Annotated in this window: 15 protein-coding genes and 1 tRNA gene; 13 read left to right on the top strand and 3 right to left on the bottom strand. The window is 68.9% G+C overall.

Annotated features, from left to right (window positions below; all coding sequences use genetic code 11):
• The first annotated feature begins 1 nt into the window (after position 1).
• Positions 2 to 1,219 (top strand): MFS transporter, encoded by a 1,218-nt coding sequence (locus INR38_RS17475; protein WP_202759003.1) that lies wholly within the window; start codon positions 2 to 4, stop codon positions 1,217 to 1,219.
• Positions 1,220 to 1,242: 23 nt separating this feature from the next.
• Here the strand turns inward: INR38_RS17475 and INR38_RS17480 are convergent, their stop codons facing one another.
• The 3 genes from INR38_RS17480 to INR38_RS17490 form a co-directional block, all read right to left on the bottom strand.
• Positions 1,243 to 3,069, bottom strand: coding sequence for a tetratricopeptide repeat protein (locus INR38_RS17480; protein ID WP_207443068.1), 1,827 nt, complete (start codon positions 3,067 to 3,069; stop codon positions 1,243 to 1,245).
• Between the two features lie 64 nt (positions 3,070 to 3,133).
• The gene (locus INR38_RS17485) at positions 3,134 to 4,234 is read right to left on the bottom strand and encodes a peptidoglycan-binding protein (RefSeq protein ID WP_063326544.1); all 1,101 of its coding nucleotides are present in this window, start codon (positions 4,232 to 4,234) and stop codon (positions 3,134 to 3,136) included.
• A 45-nt stretch (positions 4,235 to 4,279) separates the two neighbouring features.
• Positions 4,280 to 5,335: a hypothetical protein gene (locus INR38_RS17490; RefSeq protein WP_207443069.1), complete on the bottom strand. Its 1,056-nt coding sequence runs from the start codon at positions 5,333 to 5,335 to the stop codon at positions 4,280 to 4,282.
• Between the two features lie 13 nt (positions 5,336 to 5,348).
• Here INR38_RS17490 and INR38_RS17495 point away from each other — a divergent pair, with 13 nt between their 5' ends.
• The 12 genes from INR38_RS17495 (at position 5,349) to INR38_RS17550 (ending at position 21,147) form a co-directional block, all read left to right on the top strand.
• On the top strand, positions 5,349 to 5,585 hold the full coding sequence (locus tag INR38_RS17495; RefSeq protein ID WP_207475981.1) for a hypothetical protein: 237 nt from the start codon (positions 5,349 to 5,351) through the stop codon (positions 5,583 to 5,585).
• A 384-nt stretch (positions 5,586 to 5,969) separates the two neighbouring features.
• A tRNA-Ser gene (locus tag INR38_RS17500) sits at positions 5,970 to 6,059 on the top strand.
• Positions 6,060 to 6,680: 621 nt separating this feature from the next.
• On the top strand, positions 6,681 to 7,883 hold the full coding sequence (gene wecB / locus INR38_RS17505; protein ID WP_207443070.1) for a UDP-N-acetylglucosamine 2-epimerase (non-hydrolyzing): 1,203 nt from the start codon (positions 6,681 to 6,683) through the stop codon (positions 7,881 to 7,883).
• Between the two features lie 79 nt (positions 7,884 to 7,962).
• Positions 7,963 to 10,188 (top strand): hypothetical protein, encoded by a 2,226-nt coding sequence (locus tag INR38_RS17510; RefSeq protein WP_207443071.1) that lies wholly within the window; start codon positions 7,963 to 7,965, stop codon positions 10,186 to 10,188.
• Between the two features lie 42 nt (positions 10,189 to 10,230).
• Complete coding sequence (locus INR38_RS17515; protein WP_012204791.1) at positions 10,231 to 11,952, top strand: glycosyl transferase family protein; 1,722 nt, start codon at positions 10,231 to 10,233, stop codon at positions 11,950 to 11,952.
• On the top strand, positions 11,949 to 14,816 hold the full coding sequence (locus INR38_RS17520) for a tetratricopeptide repeat protein (RefSeq protein ID WP_207443072.1): 2,868 nt from the start codon (positions 11,949 to 11,951) through the stop codon (positions 14,814 to 14,816). Before INR38_RS17515 ends, INR38_RS17520 begins: the two co-directional genes overlap by 4 nt.
• 57 nt (positions 14,817 to 14,873) lie before the next feature.
• Complete coding sequence (locus tag INR38_RS17525) at positions 14,874 to 15,914, top strand: twin-arginine translocation pathway signal (protein ID WP_207443073.1); 1,041 nt, start codon at positions 14,874 to 14,876, stop codon at positions 15,912 to 15,914.
• A gap of 4 nt (positions 15,915 to 15,918) precedes the next feature.
• A complete protein-coding gene (locus INR38_RS17530; protein WP_207443074.1) occupies positions 15,919 to 17,052 on the top strand; it encodes a cell division protein FtsQ in 1,134 nt (377 codons plus the stop codon).
• 13 nt (positions 17,053 to 17,065) lie between these two features.
• On the top strand, positions 17,066 to 18,646 hold the full coding sequence (locus tag INR38_RS17535; protein ID WP_063326551.1) for an MBOAT family O-acyltransferase: 1,581 nt from the start codon (positions 17,066 to 17,068) through the stop codon (positions 18,644 to 18,646).
• A gap of 21 nt (positions 18,647 to 18,667) precedes the next feature.
• Positions 18,668 to 18,907: an acyl carrier protein gene (locus INR38_RS17540; protein ID WP_012204786.1), complete on the top strand. Its 240-nt coding sequence runs from the start codon at positions 18,668 to 18,670 to the stop codon at positions 18,905 to 18,907.
• A 57-nt stretch (positions 18,908 to 18,964) separates the two neighbouring features.
• A complete protein-coding gene (locus INR38_RS17545) occupies positions 18,965 to 20,449 on the top strand; it encodes an AMP-binding protein (RefSeq protein WP_207443075.1) in 1,485 nt (494 codons plus the stop codon).
• Positions 20,446 to 21,147: an alginate O-acetyltransferase AlgF gene (locus INR38_RS17550; protein ID WP_207443076.1), complete on the top strand. Its 702-nt coding sequence runs from the start codon at positions 20,446 to 20,448 to the stop codon at positions 21,145 to 21,147. The genes INR38_RS17545 and INR38_RS17550 overlap by 4 nt, the downstream gene beginning before the upstream one ends.
• Positions 21,148 to 21,159: the final 12 nt, after the last annotated feature.

Here is a 21,159-nt window from a genome sequence, read left to right on the forward strand (position 1 = left end):
CATGTCTTGCATTCAATCTACGCATAACCAAGCGGCCACCAGCGAAAAGGCGTCCGGCGTGCCCCGGTCGCTGGTGCTGCTGATGGCGACCACGGCGGGCGTGGGCGTGGCCTCGCTCTACTACAGCCAGCCCATGCTGGGCGTGCTCGGCCCCGACCTGGGCGCGGGCGAGCGCGCCGTGGGCTTTGTGCCCACGCTGACCCAGCTGGGCTATGCGCTGGGCATTTTGCTGCTGGCCCCGCTGGGCGACCGCATGGACCGCCGGCGCATCATCCTGGCCAAGACCGCCGCGCTGATGCTGGCCCTGCTGGCCAGCGGCCTGGCCCCGGGCCTGGCGCCGCTGCTGGCCGCCAGCCTGGCCGTGGGCCTGGCCGCCACCCTGGCGCAGGATGTGGTGCCGGCCGCCGCCACGCTGGCGCCCGAGCACCAGCGTGGCAAGGTGGTGGGCACGGTGATGACGGGGCTGCTGCTGGGCATTTTGCTGTCGCGCGTGGTCAGCGGGCTGCTGGCCGAGCATGGCGGCTGGCGCAGCGTCTACCTGCTGGCCGCCGCTGCCATGGCACTGCTGGGGGTGGCCCTGTGGCGCGGACTGCCCAGTTTCAGGCCGACCACGCAACTGGGCTATGGCGCGCTGCTGGGCTCCATGGTGCAGCTGTGGCGCGGCCAGCCCGCGCTGCGCCGTGCGGCCCTGGCCCAGGGCCTGCTGTCGGTGGCCTTCAGTGCCTTCTGGTCCACGCTGGCCGTGATGCTGCACCAGCAGTTCCACATGGGCAGCGCCGCAGCCGGTGCCCTGGGCCTGGCAGGCGCCGCCGGTGCGCTGGCCGCGCCGCTGGCAGGCCGGCTGGCCGACCGCAGCGGCCCGCAGCGCGTGACCTGCCTGGGTGCGGGCCTGGCCCTGGCGTCGTTTGCCGTGCTGGCACTGTCGCCCTGGCTGCCAGCCGGCGCACAGCTGCCGCTGCTGGTGGCCAGCGCCATCGGTTTCGACTTCGGCATCCAGGCGACGCTGGTGGCGCACCAGACCCTGGTGTATGGCCTGGACCCCGCTGCACGCAGCCGGCTCAATGCGCTGCTGTTCACGGGCGTGTTCATCGGCATGGCCTCGGGCTCGGCGCTGGGCGCACTGGCCCTGGCGCAGTGGGGCTGGGGCGGGGTGGTGGCCCTGGCCTGCGCGGCATCGGCGGCGGCCTTGGCCGTGCGGCTGGCGGGCCGCAACCGCTGAACTTCTGCAGGCTGCCGGCAGGCTTATGCCCCGCCCTGCAGCCGTGCCGCGCGCTGGGCCAGCCGCTGCTGCTCCGAGGCGCGCAGGGCAGCGATCTGCGCCAGGATCTGCTGCTGCTTTTCCATCAGGCGCTGCGTGTGCACGCCATGCGCATCCCCCGCCAGGCCCTGGGCAATGCAGGCCAGCGCGCGCGCCGGGTCGCCGCGCTGCTGCCAGGTGTAGGCCAGGTTGAGCTGGGTGCGCGCATCGCGCGGGTCTATGCCTTCGGCCTGCAGGTAGGCCTCATGCGCGGCCGCGAACTGCTCCTGGCAGAACAGGCAGTCGCCCAGCACATTCCACAGCCAGGTACTGAGCCAGGGATTGAGGTCCAGCGCGCTGCGCGCCAGCTCGATGCCGGCGGCAAAGTCCCGCAGCTGCAGGCCCACGAATTCCGCCACCTCGCCCAGCAGCCGCCAGTCACGCGGGCTGCGGGTGATGGCCTGGCGGTAGCTTTCCAGGGCGGCGTCCTGGCGGCCCGACTCCAGGTGCGCGCGGGCCTCCTGGGCCGGGGCCTCGAAGAACTGCTGCGCGTCGGCGCTGAAGCGGTTGAGAAAGGCGGCCGCCGTGCGCTCGCATCCCTCGCCGATCAGCAGCCGCGCATGGATGGCCCTTTGCGCATCGCCCGAAGGCGCCAGCACCTGCCAGCCCTCGCGCCCGAACAATTGCGCCAGCAGCGGAAAGTTCAGGCCGATGGCGCTGGTACGGCCAAAGCGCTGGGAGGCGCCCGATTGGGCCGCCGCCTCGGGCGTGCAGGCGCCGTAGTCGTTGATGAGCACCAGCCCCTTGGGCGCCAGCCGCTGCTGCAGCGTCTGCAGCGCGCCAAAGGCGCCGTGGTTGACCAGCAGGCGCGGTGCCGCCTCGCTGACGGACAAGGCGGCATCCACCCAGGGCGACAGCGCTGCCTGGTCGCAGTCGAAGAAGCCCACCTCCTGCTCGAACAGGCCCACCAGGGGCAGCAGGCGCGCACGCTGGGCCGCATCCGCATGGTCCACCAGGGCACGGATCTCGCCCGGCGACAGCGCGGTGTACTGGCGCACGAGCTGGGCGTCATCGGTGAGGCGGGTGCGTATGCGCAATTCCTGCACCGGCCCGTCGCCCTGCCGCCGCACGACGGTGGCAGGCAGCACGTCCAGCACGTAGTTGCAGAACACGGCGTGCAGCGGCGGCAGGGGCACCGTGCTGCCGTCCGGCAGCTGCACGGCCTCGGGCCGCATGGCGTCGCAGCAGCCGGCCACGACCTGGCCGCCGAACTCGGCAAACAGGGCGCGCTCCTGCCATTGCGCGACCGTGCGGGAAGAGCCGTCGGTGACGTAGTAGACCAGCCGCTGGTCGAAATCACGCCCTTCCTGCTGGCACAGGTGCCGGAAGGCCTGCAGGAACATGCGCGCAAACAGGCCGCAGCCGGCGCCCAATTCCAGCACGGCAATGGCGCCTTGCGGCGCGGTGTCCGCGCAGTGGTGGAACAGCAGGGCCGCAGCATCTTCCGAGAGGCGGCCGCTGTTGTTGACCACGTAGGGCACTTCGTTCTCGGCAAAGGTCAGCAGGCCGGCCTGCGCCCAGTGCAGGTGGCCCAGCTCCCACTCGATGCTTTCGGTGATGGGGCGAAAGTCCTGCAGCAGCTGCGAGGCAACGCGCACGCCCGAAAGAACGTCCTGCGGGGCGCGGATGGCAGGCCGCCCGCCCGGCGCTGCGTCAGCGTCCATGGCGGGAAGGGCCGCCGAAAGGGACGCGGACAGGGACACAGGCAGGGGCAGCGAAAGGGACAGTGGCGCGCGCAGGGCGGCCTCGCCCGTCGAAGGGTCGATTCTCAAGATGCTCTCTCCGGAAGGTGCGATGGGAGTGACGCCTGCCTGCACGGCAGGCGTCCGGTCAGGCTCAGGGCACGGGCGCCCACTTGGACCAGTTCAGGTCGGCCTGCTCGAAATCGGCCTTGAGCATGCGGCGCATGGCGTCCACCTCGTCCTGGGTGATCTGCGCTTCCTTGACCTGCTTGCCGGTGGCCGCCGTGCGGGCCTTGGCAAGATCGGCCTTGGTCACGGAGGCTGTTCCGGCCCAGATGGACTTGGCGGACCCCACATTCACCCAATGCTTGCCCTGGGACTGCAGGTCGGCTTGGTAGGCGGATTTCCAGCCCATGTTGTTCTGCGACACGGCGTTGAGCAGCTTGGCCAGCGAGCGCTGGTTGCTCACCCCCTGCTGGGCGAATGCCTGCAGGTGAACGCGCTCGAACTTCAACGGCAGCAGGCCCTGCTTGGCCGCCAGGCTGTCGCGCTCATTCCACCAGCGCGATGCATCGGCGGACTTGACGGCCTCCAGCTGGTTGAGCCAGTCGGCGTCGGTGACGATGCTGCCGTCGCCCTTGACCCACTGGAAGCGCTTGAAGCCGATGTCGGCCGCGCGGCCGAAGTTGTGGTTGCTCTCGCCCGGGCCGGCCTTGGTCTGGGTCTCGGCGGCCTGCTGGGCAAAGGTGCGCCGGCGCCCCGTGGGCGTGATCCACAGCGCGATCTTGTGCGTGTCATACATCTGCTGCACCAGACTGGCCAGCTTGGCGCGGAAGGTGGGCTCGTACTCCGCATCGTTGGCAATGGCGGCCTTGCTGGTGGCCACGTCCTGGGCCTTGGCCTCCAGGTACACCGTCTTGGAGTTCTGCGCGGCGCGCATGCCCTGGTGCGAGGCCGGCAGCATGCCGCTGAGCTTGGCCACCGTGGCCCCTCCGGCTGCCGCCAGGCCCAGCGCCTCCTTGGCCCCCCCAGCCTGCGGCTGGCCCGGCGCGGCCTTGGCGGCGGCCAGCTTGTGGTCGTTCTGGAAACGCTCCAGCGCGGCGCGCGTCTGCGCGCCGTAGCTGCCGTCGTAGTCCACGCCCAGATACGGCGCGTTCTTGGCGTCCTTGACCACGCGCAGCATGGCCTGCAGCAGGGCCACGTCATGCACCTGGTTGCTGCCGCCCTCGCCTACGCTGTCCTTGATGTCAGGCATGCTTCTCCCCTCGTTGTGGTTGTCGATATGGCCCGCAGCAACGGCTCAGCGGGCGGGCTCGGGTTTGTCGCCGGGTTTGTTGCCGGGTTTGTTGCCGGGTTTGTTGCCGGTTTTTTTGCCGGGCTTCAGGCCGGCATCCGGCAGCAGGTGCACCAATGGCACGGTGCGCGGCTGCAGGCTGGCCGAGCAGGCACGCAGCCGCAGCGATTCGGCATGTGCCTGCGCCATGTCCGCCGCCACCTGCACCAGGGCGTGATGGGGTGCGGCGCCTGCGGGGCGTGTGCGCACGACGGAATAGGCGCCTAGGCATTCGGCCTGCTGCGCGCGTGCGGCACGCGCTGCCGCCACGCTGGCATAGCGCGCCGCCACCACGGCCTGCACGGCGGCCGGTGGTGCCGAGGCCTGCTCGGCAAACGCCTGCCGGTCCTTGTTCCAGCGCAGGCTGCGGGTCTCGATCTGGTCGGGTGCATCGTCCTGCGGTGATGCATAGCGCACCAGCAGCACCGGAATCCGGCCCGTGGGTGCCAGCACCCAGCTTTGGTAGTTGCCCTGGGGCTCGTCGTACTGCCAGGCCAGGTGCGGGCCCTGGGCGGTGGCGACATACAGCGCATGGCGGCGCTTGGGATGCTCAAAGCCCCCCATCTGCGTGACCAGCAGCGCACGCGAGCCGCCCTGCACGCCGGGCAGGCGCAAGCTGCGCACGGCAGCGGTGACGGTGTCTTCTTCCTCTCCAGTCGTCCACACGCGCTCGAGGTGCTGGAGCCCTGTTGTCGCGGACAGCGGATCACCCACGCCGTACAGCGGATCGGGCTGCGCCAATTGCGCCGGCCCCCTGGACGCCGGCCAGGACAGCGCCGCTGGCTGGCCCTGCTGCACGCCGGCACGCACCAGCCTCAGCTCAAAGGGACAAGGCGCCGCCGTGCAGGCGGGCAGCGACAACTCATAGGCAGGCGCCCCCTTGGCCGTGCCGGACGGCAGGCTTTCCAGCACCTGCCGCTGCGTCCCGGCAGCGAGCGCCGCCCCGGCACCCAGCACCGCCACAAGGGCCAAGGCCAGTGCCCGCCATGGCAGCGCCCCGCCACAGTAAAAATCGGAGCGCATTGAATGGTGAGCCATGGTGATAGCGGGTTTCTATGATTGGCCTGGGCTGTCGATACGCCGCAATACAGGAGGAATCTGCCGCAATGGGCTTGAAACAGGCATTTCAAGGCCCGGCGCCGCAGGCATTGTCTACAAGCTGGCATGCGGCGTCTGTTGCAAAATGCATCCGGCGTTTGAGAATTGCATTCAACATTTGCAATTCATCCAGGATGCATTCTGGAACCTTTCAAACCAGAAAAATTTCATTTGAACAAAAATCAACAACATCAATGACTTACATGAAATTCACCCCAATTTCACAAAGCAAAGAAAATACCTTCTTGTATACATGACAGCTTCCGACATCTGCCTCCATCGAGTGCAAGGGCTGAGGAAAACCTGAATCAATGCGGATACGCCATGGGTTGCCAACTGCAAATAGTGCGCACCGAAGATTCCCTTGATGAACCCGCATCAAAAGTTCGCCGGATTTCACGATACTGCAACCATTCACCATCTCAAATGGCTTGCGGCTGAACGACCGGGGCTGCCTTGCCGGTTGTACCTGCAAGGTGCACCGGGGCGCACGCGCATCGCTGCCGGTTCCAGCTTCTTACCGTGACCACCCGAAATCACTGCTACAATCGCTGGCTTCGGAGAGGTGGATGAGCGGTTTAAGTCGCACGCCTGGAAAGCGTGTGTGGGCTAATCCCCACCGCGGGTTCGAATCCCGCCCTCTCCGCCATACACCCAGCAAAACGGGCCCCTACACGGGGCCCGTTTTCGTTTCCGGGCCGGCTTGTGGCAAGGTTCATGCCCAGGTTTGCGCCCGCCGCGCCCGCCCCTGCCTCGGCCCCGCGCACCGGCCGCACATCAGGGAAAGCGACAGCACGGACACCCCCTCCAAGCCTTGCGCAGACGCGCCCCAGGGCTTGCAATAGGCAGCAGCTGGCAGCAATAGGCAAGCGTCTGACAAGCACATCCTTGTTTCGGTGATGTACTAGCTGCAACAAAGCCCCCAGGCGCGCAGCTTTGTGCAACAGCACCCCTGGCGCGAACGTGCATCCAGCCCCATGGCGCGCATGGCTTGCGGCGCTTGAGATTCGACGGAGGTTCCCCAATGGAAAGCAAGGTCATCAAGCTCCCTCAAGTCCTCTTAACTTCCGTCAATTTCTCTCAATTGACGATAGTTTTCAATCGAACCGGAGCAATCGATCGAAAATTCCAAAAACCCGCCGTATATTCCACACCGCTTTGCAGCCTGCCCGGCCCGTCTTCGGGCTGAGACGGGTCCTGCCCCTGCCGGGTACAGCGCAGCACAAGAACGCACAAGCGAAGAGCACAGGAAAACGCAAAAGGGGTTGGCATGAAGATTCTTTCGTTTTTCGGGACCCGTCCCGAGGCCATCAAGATGGCGCCACTGGTCACGGCCCTGTCGCAGACGCGGGGCATCGAGAGCGTGGTGTGCGTCACCGGCCAGCACCGGCAGATGCTGGACCAGGTGATGGATCTGTTCGGCCTGCAGGCGCAGCACGATCTCGCCGTCATGCAACCGAACCAGACGCTCAATGGCCTGTTCTCCCGCGTGGTGGCAGGTGCCGATGGCGTGCTGGAGCAGGAAAAGCCCGACTACGTGCTGGTGCACGGCGACACCAGCACGGCCACCGCCTGCGCGCTGGCGGCGTTTCACCGCCGCATTCCGGTGGGCCACGTGGAAGCCGGCCTGCGCACCGGCGATCTGGCCCAGCCCTTTCCCGAAGAGATGAACCGCCGCGTGGTCGATGTGGTCAGCCAGTGGATGTTTGCGCCCACGCCCACGTCGCGCGCCAACCTGCTGGGCGAGAACCTGCAGGGCCGCATCGCCGTGACGGGCAACACCGTCATCGATGCGCTGGCCACGCTGTGCGACCGGCTCGATGCCCAGCCCGAGCTGGCCCGTGCCATTGCCCAGCGCCATCCCTGGGTGGATGCGCAGCGCCCGCTGCTGCTGGTCACGGGACACCGGCGCGAGAATTTCGGCGAAGGCTTCCAGAACATCTGCGCTGCGCTGGCCGAGCTGGCGCAGCGCCATCCGGACCTGCTCATCGTCTACCCCGTGCACTTCAACCCCGCCGTGCGCGAAGTGGTCATGCGCACGCTGGGCGGCATGGACAACATCCGCCTCATCGATCCGCTGGACTATGTGGACTTCGTCTGGTTCATGCAGCGCGCCCACATCATCCTGACCGACTCCGGCGGCGTGCAGGAAGAGGCGCCCTACCTGGGCAAGCCCGTGCTGGTGATGCGCGATGTGACCGAGCGGCCCGAGGCCGTATCGGCCGGCACCGTGCTGCTGGTGGGCACGCAGCGCGCGCGCATCGTGGCCGAGGTCAACCGGCTGCTGGCCGACGAGGGGCACCACGCCTCGTTTGCGCGCCGCATCAATCCCTATGGCGATGGCCAAGCCTCGCAGCGCATCGTGCGTGCCCTGCTGGGACAGCCCTTCGACGAGTTTGCCGCCGGACACACGGGCGGCGCGGCCGTCCCCGGCATCGCGGCCGCCGTGACCAAGGGCATGGCGCCGGCCTGAAGCACGCACGCACCACACCGCGCACCACGTCCACGAAGCGCATTACGAATCGAGCACCGAAGTGAGAAAAGAGGCCCCCATGCAACCGACCATCCGCCAATCGCTTTCCCGCACCGGGGCCCGCTGGGCGCTGGGTTCGCTGCTGGGCCTGGGCGCCCTGTTCGCGCAGACGGCCTCGGCCTCGGCGCTGGGTGACGCCATACGCCAGCTGGGCGCCAGCGACGGGCTGCAGCGCAGCGTCACGCTCAAGGAGCTGGGCATCGTCGATCCCGTGGTGCTGGCCGGCACGGCCACCCAGGACTTCTACCTGCCCGTGCCGCGCGGCCTGCCGCTGGGCGATGCCAGCATTGCCTTCGACAGCCGCTACCTCAAGGGCGAGCCCGGCGTCTCGACCGTGGTGATCTCGCTCAACGGCACGCCCGCCGTGTCGCAGACCGTGCCCGACGGTGACGGCACGCTGCAGCGCACGCTGCCCGTCGCCCAGCAGGCCCGCGCCAGCGATTTCGTGCGGCTGGGCGTGAACTGGCGCAGCCGCAACGGCCAGGTGCGATGCGATGACAACCATTCCCTGGCCAACTCCCTGACCATCTCGCCGCAGACACGGCTGAGCTACCGCGTGGACCCGCGCGATGTGCGCAGCATCGAAGATGTCTGGAACACCCTGCCCGTGCGCACCACCGTGCTGGTGGCGGGCAGGCAGCTGGAGCAGGCCTCGTTCGACAGTGCCTGGCGCATCGGCGCCAGCCTGCAGCGCAACAACAGGCGCATGACGGTGAACGCATTGCCCGCCGTGGGGGAGACGCTGGACCTGCGCGGCCTGGAGGTTCCCGCCGCCCTGGCCGGCGTGCCCGCCTTTGCCGCACTGCGCGGCGCCGAGCCCCAGCACAAGCTGGCCAGTGACGCCGAACTGGGCGCGCTGCTCATGCTGGGGGCCGCCCAGGTCAGCGGAGACATCGTGGTGGCCGACAAGGCACTGCAGCAGCGCCTGACCGCCGCCTTCGCGGCCCTGCAGGCCCAGCTGGCGGCCGACCCCGATGCGGGCCAGGCCCTGCAGCAATGGCGCGCCCGGCGCGCGCCGCTGGCCAACGAGGCGCTGGCCTCGCAGCAGTTGCGCGCCCTGCCCATGGGCCGCCAGATGGTGCTGGCCGTGGCCGCCGACGCGGGTGCGCGCGTGGCCGGCCTGCAGGAGGCCGCCCTGCAGCGCCTGCTGGTCAGCGACAACGTGACCGTGGCCGCGGCCCAGCCCCCGCAGTGGGACGAGGCCAAGGGCATACGCCTGTCCAGCCTGGGCGGCAGTCCCGACAGCTTCGACGTGCTGTCGCGCGGCGACTGGACGATGAACTTCCCGCTGAGCGCCGTGGCCTCGCAGGGCCAGATGCCGGGCGAGATCACGCTGTACGTGGCCGCCGCCCCCGGCGCCTCGGCCACGCGCCCCGTGGCCACGCTGTTCTGGAACGGCATGCTGCTGTCGGCCCGCCAGCTGGAGGCCAACGGCCAGCCCGAACGCCTGCGCGCCCGTGTGCCCGGCTATGCGCTGGGCATCAACAACACCTTGCGGGTGTCCGTGCAGCGCCAGCCCTACTCGGCCGACTGCAACGAGATTCCCCAGCCCTACCCCGCCAGCGTGCTGCCGGCCATCAGCTACGTGACGCCCGGCAAGGCCGAGGCCAACGGCAGCTTCATCGGCCTGCTGCCGCTGCTGGGAGCCAAGTCGCAGTTCCTGGTGCCCGCCAGCTATCTGTCGGCGGCGCCGGCCGCGCTGGAGCGCATGGCCAACCTGGCGGCCGCCAGCGGCCTGTCGGCTTCGCAGGCCGAGCTGGTCGTGGCCCAGGCCGATGCAACGGCCAAGCCCTCCATGCCCTTTGTCGCCATGGAAGTGCCGGTGGACGGCGCCAAGCCCCTGGTGACGGTGACGGACCGGCAGCAGCTGCGCATCCGCGGCAAGTCGGCGGACTGGCTGGACATCAAGGGACTCAAGCAACTGTCCTCGGCCGAAGTGGTTACGGCAGGCGGCCAGCAGGGCGTGCTGTGGCATGCCATCGGCGAGTGGACGGGCGGCCTGGGCGAGCCCTTCCTGCTCAATCGCGGCAACATCGCCGTGATCGGTGGCGACGGCCCGCTGGCCTGGGTGGACAGCAGCAATCCCGAAACCGGCATTCCGTCGGGCCCGCACGAAAGCGCCTTCCACGAATGGCGCAACTTCCTGTCCTGGAGCGTGCCGGGCATCGCCATCGCGCTGTTCGTGGTGCTGCTGCTGGTGGTGCTGGCCTGGGCGGTGGCGCGCAGCAAGCAGTCCAAGCACTGAGCCCGGCCCGGGCAACGATGACGACGGCATGAGGCGATCGCCATGATCTCTTCCCTCTACTGGCCCTACCTGGTAGCCGACTACTACCACGCGCTGGAGATCGTCAGCGCCGTGGTGGCCGTCGTCATCCTGCTGTCCAGCATCGACGACCTGTTCATCGACGCCTGGTACTGGGTGCGCGAGGCCTGGCGCGCGCTGACCGTCAAGCGCCGCTACCAGCCGCTCAAGGCACAGCAGTTGCAGGAGGTCGAGGAAAAGCCGCTGGCCATCATGGTGCCGGCCTGGCTGGAGTACGACGTGATCGCGCCCATGCTGGAGAGCATGGTGGGCACGCTGGACTACAAGAACTACATGATCTTCGTGGGCACCTACCGCAATGACGAGCGCACCAAGAACGAGGTCGAGCGCATGCGCCGGCGCTACCGCCAGCTGGTCCGCGTGGAGGTGCCCCATGACGGCCCCACCTGCAAGGCCGACTGCCTCAACTGGATCGTGCAGGCCATCTTCCAGCAGAACACGCTGCAGCCCGAGCCCTTTGCCGGCGTGATCCTGCACGACAGCGAGGACGTGCTGCACCCGCTGGAGCTCAAGTACTACAACTACCTGCTGCCGCGCATGGACTTCATCCAGCTGCCCGTGACCTCCCTGGAGCGCGAGTGGTACGAGCTGGTGGCCGGCACCTACATGGACGAATTCGCCGAATGGCACACCAAGGACCTGGTGGTGCGCGAGAGCATGTCGCACATGGTGCCCTCGGCCGGCGTGGGTACCTGCTTTTCGCGCAAGGCGATGGAGGAGCTGGCGGCCGAGACCCACAACCAGCCCTTCAACACCGACACCCTGACCGAGGACTACGACATCGGCGCTCGGCTGGCGCGCCGGGGCATGAAGCAGATCTTCGGCAAGTTCCCCGTGGACTACGTGATACGGCGCAAGCCGCTGTTCGGCCTGGGCAAGGAAAAGGTGTCCACGCTGACCATGCCGCTGGGCATCCGCGAGTTCTTTCCCAACACCTTCAAGACCGCCTACCGGCAAAAGGCGCGCTGGACACTGGGCATCGGCCTGCAGGGCTGGAGCCAGGTCGGCTGGGCCGGGCCGCTGTCCACCAAGTACCTGCTGTTCCGTGACCGCAAGGGGCTGGTGACCTCCTTCGTGGCCATCCTGGCCTATCTGCTGCTGCTGAACTTCCTGCTCTTCCTGCTGGCCGATCACATGGGCTGGTGGACGGTGTACTACCCGTCCCTGTTCGCTCCCAACGGCTGGCTGGTGACGCTGATGAGCGTCAACGTCATCGCCCTGCTGCTGCGCGTGGTGCAGCGCGCATGGTTCGTCTCGCGCCTGTACGGCTGGGAGCACGCCATGCTGTCCATTCCGCGCATGGTGATCGGCAACTTCATCAATGCCATGGCAGCGGCGCGCGCCTGGAAGCTGTTCATCGTCCACCTGGTCACGGGCAAGCGCCTGGCCTGGGACAAGACCATGCACGACTTCCCGTCCACCGACCAGTTGAGCCACCAGCGCCAGCGCCTGGGCGAGCTGCTGCTGTCATGGCAGGCCATCGACGAAACCCGGCTGGCCACCGCGCTGGAGATACAGCAGCGCGAACGCCGTCCGCTGGGCGCCATCCTCATGGAGCAGGGCTGGCTCGACGAGGCCACGCTGCGCGAGGCCATCAGCTTCCAGCAGGGGGAGCCCACCGACCCCACGGTGCATCCCGACATTCCCGCACAAGGCATTCCAAGCACCCCAAGGGCCGGCATATGAAGCATCTCGCTCCCCTCGTTCGCCCTCTCACGCTGGCCGCGCTGCTGGGCGCCGGCTGGAACACGCCGCCGGCTTGGCCGCAGGCCGTGGCGGCCGTCAAGGCGGAGGCGCCGCTGAGGGGCCGCGCGTGGCAACTGGCCAACCAGGCCTATGCCCACTACCAGGCCGGCCGCTTTGCACGGGCCGCGACCGCCGCCGCATCGGCCGTACAGCTGCGCCCCGACCTGCTGCGCCTGCGCATGCTGCTGATCTACTCGCTGCAAAAGCAGGGCAAGAACGAGGAGGCGCTCAAGGCCATCGCCTCGGCCCGCGCCGCCGGGCTGGACGAGGCCACGCTGCAGCAGGCCGAAACAAATGTGCGGGCCGCAGCGGCAGGTGGGGCAGCGGGCGGGCCTGCGGGGGCCACGGCTTCCGAGGCCTACAACAAGGCCTTTCCCATCGCCACGCAGGCCTACACCGACTACAACGCCAAGAACTACGCGGACAGCGCGCGCAGGGCCGAGCAGGCCTTTCGCCTGGACCCCAGCCAGGGCCAGTGGGCGCTGCTGTGGATAGGCGCGCTGGAGGCGCAGGAACAGCTGGGCGCCGCCATCGAGGCCGCAGATGCCGCCCTGGCCCTGGACCCTCCCAACAAAAGCGACCTGGTGGCCAAGCGCCAGACCCTGCGCCGCAGCCAGGCCGTGCTGCCGGCGCAAAAGGCCTACCAGGCACTGATCGCCAACAACCCGGCGCAGGCTGTGCCCTTTGCGCGCGAAGCAGTGGCGCTGGCGCCGGGAACGGCATCGCACCGCCTGCTGCTGATCACCTCGCTGCTGCTGGCCGAGCAGTTGCCCGATGCGGAAAAAGCCGCAGACGAGGCGCTGGCGCAGGACAACGAAGACACAGCGGCGCTGGGCATGCGCGGCTACATCCGCCAGCGCCAGGGCAAGACCGCACAGGCCAACGAGGACTTCGATGCCGTGCTCAAGCAGCACTGGCTGGACGAAAAGCAGTCCGCCAACCTGCGCCTGATCGCGGCCGACGCGGCCCTGGCCGCTGGCGACGCGGCACGCGCCCGCGCGCTGCTGGCGCCCATGCCGGCACAGGATGAATCCGTGGCCCGCCGCCTCAAGCAAGCCGATGACCTGCGCCCCGGCCGCGACACGCCCATGGTGGCCGATACGCGCGGCGCCTCGCAGACCCTGGCCATGGCCGACTATCCGCCGCCCCTGCAGGACTGCCGCGACACGCCCTATGGCACGGTCTGCGAGCTGCAGCCTTCCGATGCCCAGGGCACGGGCGGCCCCAGCGCCCAGGCCTATGCGGCCTACGCACGCCAGGACTACAAGGCCGCCATCGACCACGCGCGCACGGCCGTGGAGCAGGACCCCGACAACCCGCAACTGCAAAAGCTGCTGACCACCACGCTGGCCGCAGGCAACCGCGACCAGCAGGGCCAGGCCCTGCTGCGGCTGGACAAGTCCCTGTCCCTCACCCCCAACGACCCCCAGCTGCTGATGCAGCGCGGCTACCTGTACTCGCGCCAGGAAGAGCCGGCCAAGGCGCTGCAGGACTTTCGCGCGGCGCGCGCCACGGGCGAGGCGCCAGCGGGCGCCATGCTGGACGAAGGCTATGCGCTGGCCGGCACCGGCGACAACCGGGGCGCCGTGCGCACCTTCAAGGAAGCCATCGACCTGGACGACGCCGGCACCGCCAAGCTCACGCCCGGCCAGCGCGAAAACGCACGCAGCGCTGTCTCCGGCTACGCACGCGAATGGGGCGCCATCGTCTCCATGGGCTACCGGGGTGCGCGGCCTGCGGGGCGTGCGTTCTCGGACGGCATCCTCACCCAGGCCGGCGATGCGGTCTTCGGCACGGCCGAGGCCTACTGGCGCCCGTCCAACTTCCTGAACTCGTCCACCCGCATCTTCGATGTCTACGGGCGGCTGGGCAGCACCTTGCACGACGGCGGCGGCACCACGCTGGGCCAAAGCGCCATCGACCCCTGCACGGGCCTGCCGATCAATGTGCAGGCAGGCGACAACCGCGGCATCTCGGGCCTGCCCACCACCACGGGCTCGCTGGGCATGCGCTTCACGCCGTCCACCAAGTACGCGCTGACCTTTGGCATAGAGCGCCAGTTCAACATCGGCTCCGCCACGCGCTCGGGCTTCATCACGCCTGAATCGCCCCAGCTGCGCTGCCTGATGAGCGGGCGCGATCCGCTCAACCCCACGGGCCCCGCGCTGGGCAATCCGATATCGGCCAAGTACAGCGCGGGCGCGGGCCAGGGCGGCTGGCTGGCCTATGTCACCCACGGCTTCTACGAGGGCACGGGCCGGCGCACGGACCGCTCCAGCTGGTTCACCATGGAAGGCTACAGCCAGGCCGGCTATGCCAACCAGAGCATGGCCTCGCGCTTCACGCTGACCGACCAGACCAACGGCGCCCTGGTGGGCGATGGCTCGGGCCGCTACAAGCGCGAGCAATGGTTCTTCTCCACCGAGGCCCGCTTCGGCCGCAGCTTCCGTGCCGACGGCATCAACCAGGGGCTGGTGATCTTTCCGTTCGGCGTGGTCGCGGCCGACTGGATCAAGCAGAGGAACCGCGTTGATGTGCGCTCCCTGCAGGCCGCCCCGGGCGCCACGCCCACCGCAGCCCAGTTGGCCGCCCAGCAGGGGCAGACGCTGGCCCTGCAAGGCAATGGCAGCAGCTGGTCCGCCAGCGCCGGCGTGGGCGTCAGCCTGCGCCAATGGTTCCGCGAAAGCCACTACAGCACGGCCCAGTCCTATCTGGACTGGTCCATGCAGTACCGCTTCAACATCGGCGGCGGCCAGGCCGACCGCGCCAAGGGCCTGTTCATGACGCTGACGCTGTCCTATTGAAAGCCCTGCCCCGCCGCCGCCACCACCACACAGACAAGAGAAAAGGAGAAAGCTCCCATGGATTCGACCAAACAAGCACCCCGCCCCGCCCTGCACGGACTGCGCTCGGGCATGGCACGCACCGCACGCGGGCTGGCCGGCTGCGCACTGGTGCTGGGCGCGCTGGCAGCGCAGGGTACGGCACAGGCCCAGGCACAGGACAGCTCCTCCATCGTTCTCAGGGGCAAGGACGGCTGGCTGTTTCCGGGTTGGGGCAGCCTGACCCAGGTGGACCGCGCCGGCATCACCGAATCCACCCGGCTGATCACCGAGGCGCGCAACCTGCTGGCCGCGCGCGGCGTGAAGCTGCAGGTGCTGCTGCTGCCCGACAAGGTGCGCTTCTATGCCGACAAGATGCCCGACGGCAAGGCCATGAGCGCCGATGTCCAGGGCCGCTACAAGCAGGTGCTGCAGGCGCTGCAGGCCGCCGGCATTCCCAGCTTTGACGACGAGGCCGTGCTGCGCACCGTGCGCGACAGCGGCAAGGACGTGTTCTACCGCACCGACCAGCACTGGACCCAGGCGGCAGCCGACGCCACGGCCGAGGCCACCGCCCGCATGGTCCAGGGCGAGGTGCCCCAGCTGGCCGGCAGCGCTGGCAGCGGCCTGGCCCTGGGCGACACCGTCACCGAGCGCCGCTATGGCGACCTGGCCGAGCTGTTCCTCACCGCCGAGGAGCGCAAGCAGATCGGCCGCGAGGTCTATACCGTGCGCCGCCAGGCTCCGGCCAAGGGCCTGCTCGACGATGAGCCCGCCCCCGTCCATGTCACCGGCCACAGCATGGTCCAGCCCTACTTCGGCTTTCCGCAAAAGCTCTCCAACCTGCTGGACCGCCCGGTCTCGCTGAACTGGAAGCCCGGCAACGTGGGCCAGTGGACCATGCTGCTGGAGTACCTGGAGTCGCCGGCCTTCAAGTCCCACAAGCCCCAGGTGCTGGTGTGGCAGATGTTCGAGCCCACCTACAGCTACGGCCCCAACGCGGCCGGCCAGTGGGACAACGCCTCGCTCATGCCCAACGCCACCTGGCTGGAGCGGCTGCGGGCCGCGCTCAAGGGCTGACACCGTGGACCCCACCGCGCAAGAACTGCAAACCGACAAAGGACACCGGCGCAACGCCTGGATCTGGGGCGCCCTGCTGCTGTCGGGCCTGGCCTGGGGCGGCTGGACGCTGGCCAGCGGGGGACCGAAGGCCGGCGAGCTGCAACTGGCCGCCTGGCTGGATGGCCGCGCGGGCGCGGCGCTGAACAAGGGCCTGCGCCTGCCTGCGCAGTCCTCGCTGGAAACCGGCCAGGCCGCGCTGCGCTACCGCCTGCTGGGCGATTCGGGAGCGCAGGTGGCCCTGGGCTGCCCGCAGTGGATGTTCTACCGCGACGGCCTGCGGCCCCAGCCCGGCACGGGCGCCGCGCCCTTCGAGGCGCGCCAGCGCCTGCTGCGCCACTGGACCCGGCAGTTGCAGGACAAAGGCATTGCCACCCTGGTGGTGGCCGTGCCCGACAAGTCGCGCATCGAGGCCGCCCATCTGTGCGGCCTGCCCGTGGCACCCGTGATGCTGCAGCGCCTGGACCTGTGGCAGCAACGCCTGCAGGCCGACGGCATTGCCTTCGCCGATCTGCGCCCTGCCCTGCAGACACAGGAGCAGGCGCAACCCGTTTTCTTTCGCACCGACGTACACATGAATGCCGAGGGCGCACACGCCGCCGCCCTGGCCGTCGCCCAGTCCGCGCTGCCGCTGCTGGGCGGGCAGCGCGGCGCCCAGGACTTCGAGGAATCCGCGCCCGGGCCGCTGCAGCCGCTGCCCGGCGACCTGCTGGCCCTGGCCGGCCTGGCCGATGCCCCGGCCGGCTGGCGCCCACGGCGCGACCAGGTGCGCCCGCAGACCATTGCCCCCGTGCGCGGCGGCGGCCTGCTGGACGAGACGCCTCCCGTGCAGGTGCTGCTGGCCGGCAGCTCCAACGGGCTGCGCAGCAATTTCGCGCCGCAGCTCGGCCGCGCGCTGGGCCAGGAAGTCTGGAACCTCAGCATGGACGGCGGCCAGTTCAGCGGCGCCATGGTGGCCGCGCTCAAGCGCCGCGCCTCCTGGCCGGCCAGCCTGCGGCTGGTGATCTGGGAGTTCTCGGAAAACACCTTGTCCCTGCCCCTGACGGACGATGAAAAAGCGGCGCTCAAGGAGATGGACGCCGCCTCCCCGCCTGCGTGACCCCGCCCGCTACATGCTGTTCAATTCCTATCTTTTCCTGCTGCTGTTCCTGCCCATCGCGCTGGCGGGCCACTACCTGGCCGGGGCCATCAGCCTGCGGCTGGCCGCGTTCTGGCTGTGCCTGACGTCCTTTGTCTTCTACGGCTGGTGGAACCCGCAGTTCGTCGCCCTGCTGGCGCTGTCCATCGCCTTCAACTACGTGGTGAGCCTGCTGATCCTGCGCTTTGCGGGCCGCGCGCGGCTGCAGGGGCTGGTCACCGCCCTGGGCGTGGGCGCCGACCTGGCGGCGCTGTTCCACTACAAGTACTTCGCCACGCTGTTCAACTTCCTGGGCGAATGGGGGCTGACGCAGGGCGGGATGCACGAGCTGATCCTGCCCCTGGGCATCTCGTTCTTCACCTTCACCCAGATCGGCTACCTGCTGGACTGCCGCTCGGGCATCGTCAAGGAACGCAGCCTGCTCAGCTACGTGCTGTTCGTGACCTTCTTCCCGCACCTGATCGCGGGGCCCATCCTGCACCACAAGGAAATGATGCCGCAGTTCGCGCAGCCGGATAACTACCGGTTCCGCGCGGACAACCTGTCCATCGGCGGCACGCTGTTCGTGATCGGCCTGGCCAAGAAGGTGCTGCTGGCCGACGAGATCGCGCCCTATGCAGACGCGGGATTCGCCGCGCCCGGGGACCTGCAGTTCTGGGCCGCCTGGGGCGCCAGCCTCAGCTACGCGCTGCAGCTGTACTTCGACTTCTCGGGCTATTCGGACATGGCGCTGGGCCTGGCGCGCATGTTCGGCATCCGTTTCCCGCTGAACTTCAACTCGCCCTACAAGGCGGGCAGCATCATCGACTTCTGGGCACGCTGGCACATGACGCTGACGCGCTACCTCACGGCCTACCTGTACTACCCCGTGGCCATGGCCATCTCGCGCGCACGCGAAAAGCGCGGCCTGTCCGTGGGATCGAGCGCCGCGCGCACGCCCGGCGGCTTTGCGGCCACCATCGTCGTGCCCACGCTGTTCACCATGGGGCTGGCGGGCATCTGGCACGGCGCCGGCCTGCAGTACGTGATCTTCGGCCTGCTGCATGCCTTCTACCTGTCGGTCAACCATGCCTGGCGCATCTTCGTGGTCAGCCGCAAGCCGGCCGCCGCACGCAAGTCGGGCCGGGGCGTGCAGGCGCTGTGCGTTGTCATCACCTTCATTGCCGTGCTCATCGCCCAGACTTTCTTCCGCGCCCATGGCGTGGGCGACGCCATGCTGCTGCTCAAGGGCATGGCCGGCCTGCGCGGCGTGGAGGCGCTGGAGTCGCTGTCCCACGTCCAGGGCCTGGCACTGGGCGATGCCATCCGCCTGGCCATAGGCCACCACATGCAGCTGGCCCTGGTCCTGCTGCTGCTGGCCATTGCCTGGTTCACGCCCAATGCCCACCAGATCCTGGGCCGCTTCTCGCCCGCCATGTTCAAGGTGCAGGAAGCGCCCCGCGCCTGGATGCGCTGGCGCCCCAGCGCGGGCTGGACGGCCGTGACCCTGGTCCTGCTCTTCCTGTGCCTGGTCAACCTGCACAAGGAAACCCGCTTCCTGTATTTCCAGTTCTGAAACACCTGTTGGAGAGAAACCATGTCCCTGAATGACATCGAAACCAAGATTGCCCAGATCATCGGCGCCATCATCCTGACCTCGGTCGAGCCCGATACGCTGCTGCTCGAATCGGGCCTGGTGGACTCGCTGTCCGCCGTGGACGTGGCACTGGCCATCGAAAAGGAATTCGGCGTCAAGATACCGCCATCGGAGATCGACCTGCACCTGGAATCCGTGCACACGCTGGCGCAGTACGTGGCCGAGCAGCGCAAGGCCTGATGCAGCGCCTGCACGCCGCCGCCCTGTCCCTTTGTCCCTGCGCAACAAGGAGCCCGCATGCGATTCAGTTTTGACCGCTTCGACTTCACCGAGCCCGGCGCCGACACCGCGCGGCCCGCCGTGATCGATGCCGCCGGCACGCTGGACTGGCAGCAACTGGCCCAGGCCGTGGCGCAATGGGAGCAGCAGGCGCTGGCGCGCGGCGCGCGGCGCGACGAGCCGCTGCTGATCACGGGGCACAAGGAGACCGCGTTCCTCGTGGCCATCCTCGGCTGCCTGCGCCTGGGCGTGCCCTTCGTGCCGGTGGACGTGATCAACCCGCCCGAGCGCATGGCGCGCATCGCCACGCTGGTGCAGGCCGGCCTGCACTACGACGCGCAGGCCCGCAGCTTCCTGGACACCGGCATCGCCACGCAGCCGCTGCAGGAAAAATCGCTGGCCTACATCATGTTCACCTCGGGCAGCACGGGCGATCCCAAGGGCGTGCAGATCGGGCGCGAGAGCCTGGGCCTGTTCGCCGGCTGGATACGCGACTGCCTGGCCCTGGGCGAGGCGCCGGTCTTCATGGACCAGATGCTGTTCAGCTTCGACTTTTCGCTGTTCAACTGGATGGGAGCCCTGGTCACGGGCGGCGCCTGCGTGCTGTGCGCGCGCGAGACCATTGCCGACCGCCAGGCCTTTGCCGCCTACCTGGCGGGCACCCATGTGAACGTCTGGGCGTCCACGCCCTCCTTCGTGCGCCAGCAGCTGCTGGATGCCGACTTCGACCAGCAGCACCTGCCCGACCTGCGCGTCTTCGTCTTCGGCGCCGAATCGCTCACGCCCACCGTGGCCGAGGCGCTGTGGAGCCGCTTTCCCCAGGCGCGCATCATCAACTCCTACGGCCCCACCGAGGCCACCTGCTCCACCACCTGGGTGGAGATCGACCCCGCGCTGCGCCAGCGCGCGCCGCTGCCCTTTCCCATCGGCCGGGCCAAGCCCTATGCCGATGTGTTCCTGGACGAAGGCGAGATCTGCGTGGCCGGCGACCACGTGATGCGCGGCTACCTCAACCGCCCCGACCTGCACGCCACACGCATGTTCATGCGCAACGGCAAGCGCGGCTACCGCACGGGCGACCTGGGCGAGATCGACGGCGAGGGCCTGGTCACCTTCCACGGCCGGCGCGACGACCAGATCAAGATGCACGGCTACCGCATCGAGCTGGCCGAGGTCGATGCCGTGCTGGCCACCCTGCCCGGCGTGCGCGCAGGCGCGGCGGTGGCGCTGAAGCGGCCCGATGGCTTCATCGTGCGCATGATCGGCTTCGTGGACCTGGACCGCAGCGGCCCGCCCGGCATGCAGCCCCTGCCCGAAGACCTGGCCGGATGGCGCGAACTGCTGGCCCAGCGCGTGCCGCCCTACATGATTCCGTCGGAACTGCTGGCCTGCCACGGCTTCCCGCTGACGCAGACTGACAAGGCCGACCGCAAGCAACTGGAGCGCATGTACCTTGATGCACGCATGCGCCCCGCCAAGGAAACCAAGGACCCGCAGGCATGACCTCCGCTTTTCCCCCCGTGATGCGTACCGTCGCGCTCGCCCTGGCCGGCCTGGCCGGGCTCTCCTGCCTGCCCGCCGCGCATGCCGAAGGCACGCTGGCCCAGCTCTATGCGGCGCGCCCGCCCGCAGGCTCGTCCTTCGTGCGCGTGGTCCACCCCGACGCGGGCAGCCTGCGCGTGAAGATAGGCGACGGCCCCGAGCAGACGCTGTCCGGCAGCAAGCCGGCCAGCAGCTACGCCATCGTCAAGGGCGACACGCCCTTTGCCATTCAGCTGGACGGCAAGAGCGCCGGCAGCATGAAGGTGGCGCCGGGCAGCTTCACCACCTTGGTGCCGCAGCGCCAGGGCAAGAACGCGGCCGCGCGCTTCACGTCCATCGACGACTCCGGCGGCAGCCAGGACGCGCTCAAGGCCGAGCTGCGCTTCTACAACCTGATCGACGATTGCACCGAAGGCGGGCTCAAGATCGCCGGGACGGGCACGCCGCTGTTCACGGGCGTGGCGCAGGCCAAGTCGGCCAGCCGCTCCATCAACCCGGTCAGCGCCCAGCTCGCCGCCACCTGCGCCACTGCGGCCAGCGCGCCGCTGGCGCTGCCCCAGCTGCAGCCGGGCGACCACTACAGCCTGTTCATGACGGGTACGGCCGCCGCACCCGTGCTGCGTGGCCAGGCCAGCGCCACCGACACCTACCGCCCCTGACCCGGCCCAAGG

Origin of the sequence: Delftia sp. SD018 (assembly GCF_017355445.1) — a bacterium.
In the GTDB taxonomy this organism is placed as follows: domain Bacteria; phylum Pseudomonadota; class Gammaproteobacteria; order Burkholderiales; family Burkholderiaceae_C; genus Comamonas; species Comamonas acidovorans.

Bases quoted from the DNA above. Each gene is read 5' to 3' on its own strand.
- INR38_RS17525 (WP_207443073.1), top strand. From the start codon at position 14,874: ATGGATTCGACCAAACAAGCACCCCGCCCCGCCCTGCACGGACTGCGC.
- INR38_RS17510 (WP_207443071.1), top strand. From the start codon at position 7,963: ATGCAACCGACCATCCGCCAATCGCTTTCCCGCACCGGGGCCCGCTGG.
- INR38_RS17550 (WP_207443076.1), top strand. From the start codon at position 20,446: ATGACCTCCGCTTTTCCCCCCGTGATGCGTACCGTCGCGCTCGCCCTG.
- INR38_RS17490 (WP_207443069.1), bottom strand. From the start codon at position 5,335: ATGCGCTCCGATTTTTACTGTGGCGGGGCGCTGCCATGGCGGGCACTG.
- INR38_RS17545 (WP_207443075.1), top strand. From the start codon at position 18,965: ATGCGATTCAGTTTTGACCGCTTCGACTTCACCGAGCCCGGCGCCGAC.
- INR38_RS17495 (WP_207475981.1), top strand. From the start codon at position 5,349: ATGGTGATAGCGGGTTTCTATGATTGGCCTGGGCTGTCGATACGCCGC.
- INR38_RS17485 (WP_063326544.1), bottom strand. From the start codon at position 4,234: ATGCCTGACATCAAGGACAGCGTAGGCGAGGGCGGCAGCAACCAGGTG.
- INR38_RS17535 (WP_063326551.1), top strand. From the start codon at position 17,066: ATGCTGTTCAATTCCTATCTTTTCCTGCTGCTGTTCCTGCCCATCGCG.
- INR38_RS17540 (WP_012204786.1), top strand. From the start codon at position 18,668: ATGTCCCTGAATGACATCGAAACCAAGATTGCCCAGATCATCGGCGCC.
- INR38_RS17520 (WP_207443072.1), top strand. From the start codon at position 11,949: ATGAAGCATCTCGCTCCCCTCGTTCGCCCTCTCACGCTGGCCGCGCTG.
- INR38_RS17515 (WP_012204791.1), top strand. From the start codon at position 10,231: ATGATCTCTTCCCTCTACTGGCCCTACCTGGTAGCCGACTACTACCAC.
- INR38_RS17475 (WP_202759003.1), top strand. From the start codon at position 2: ATGTCTTGCATTCAATCTACGCATAACCAAGCGGCCACCAGCGAAAAG.
- wecB (WP_207443070.1), top strand. From the start codon at position 6,681: ATGAAGATTCTTTCGTTTTTCGGGACCCGTCCCGAGGCCATCAAGATG.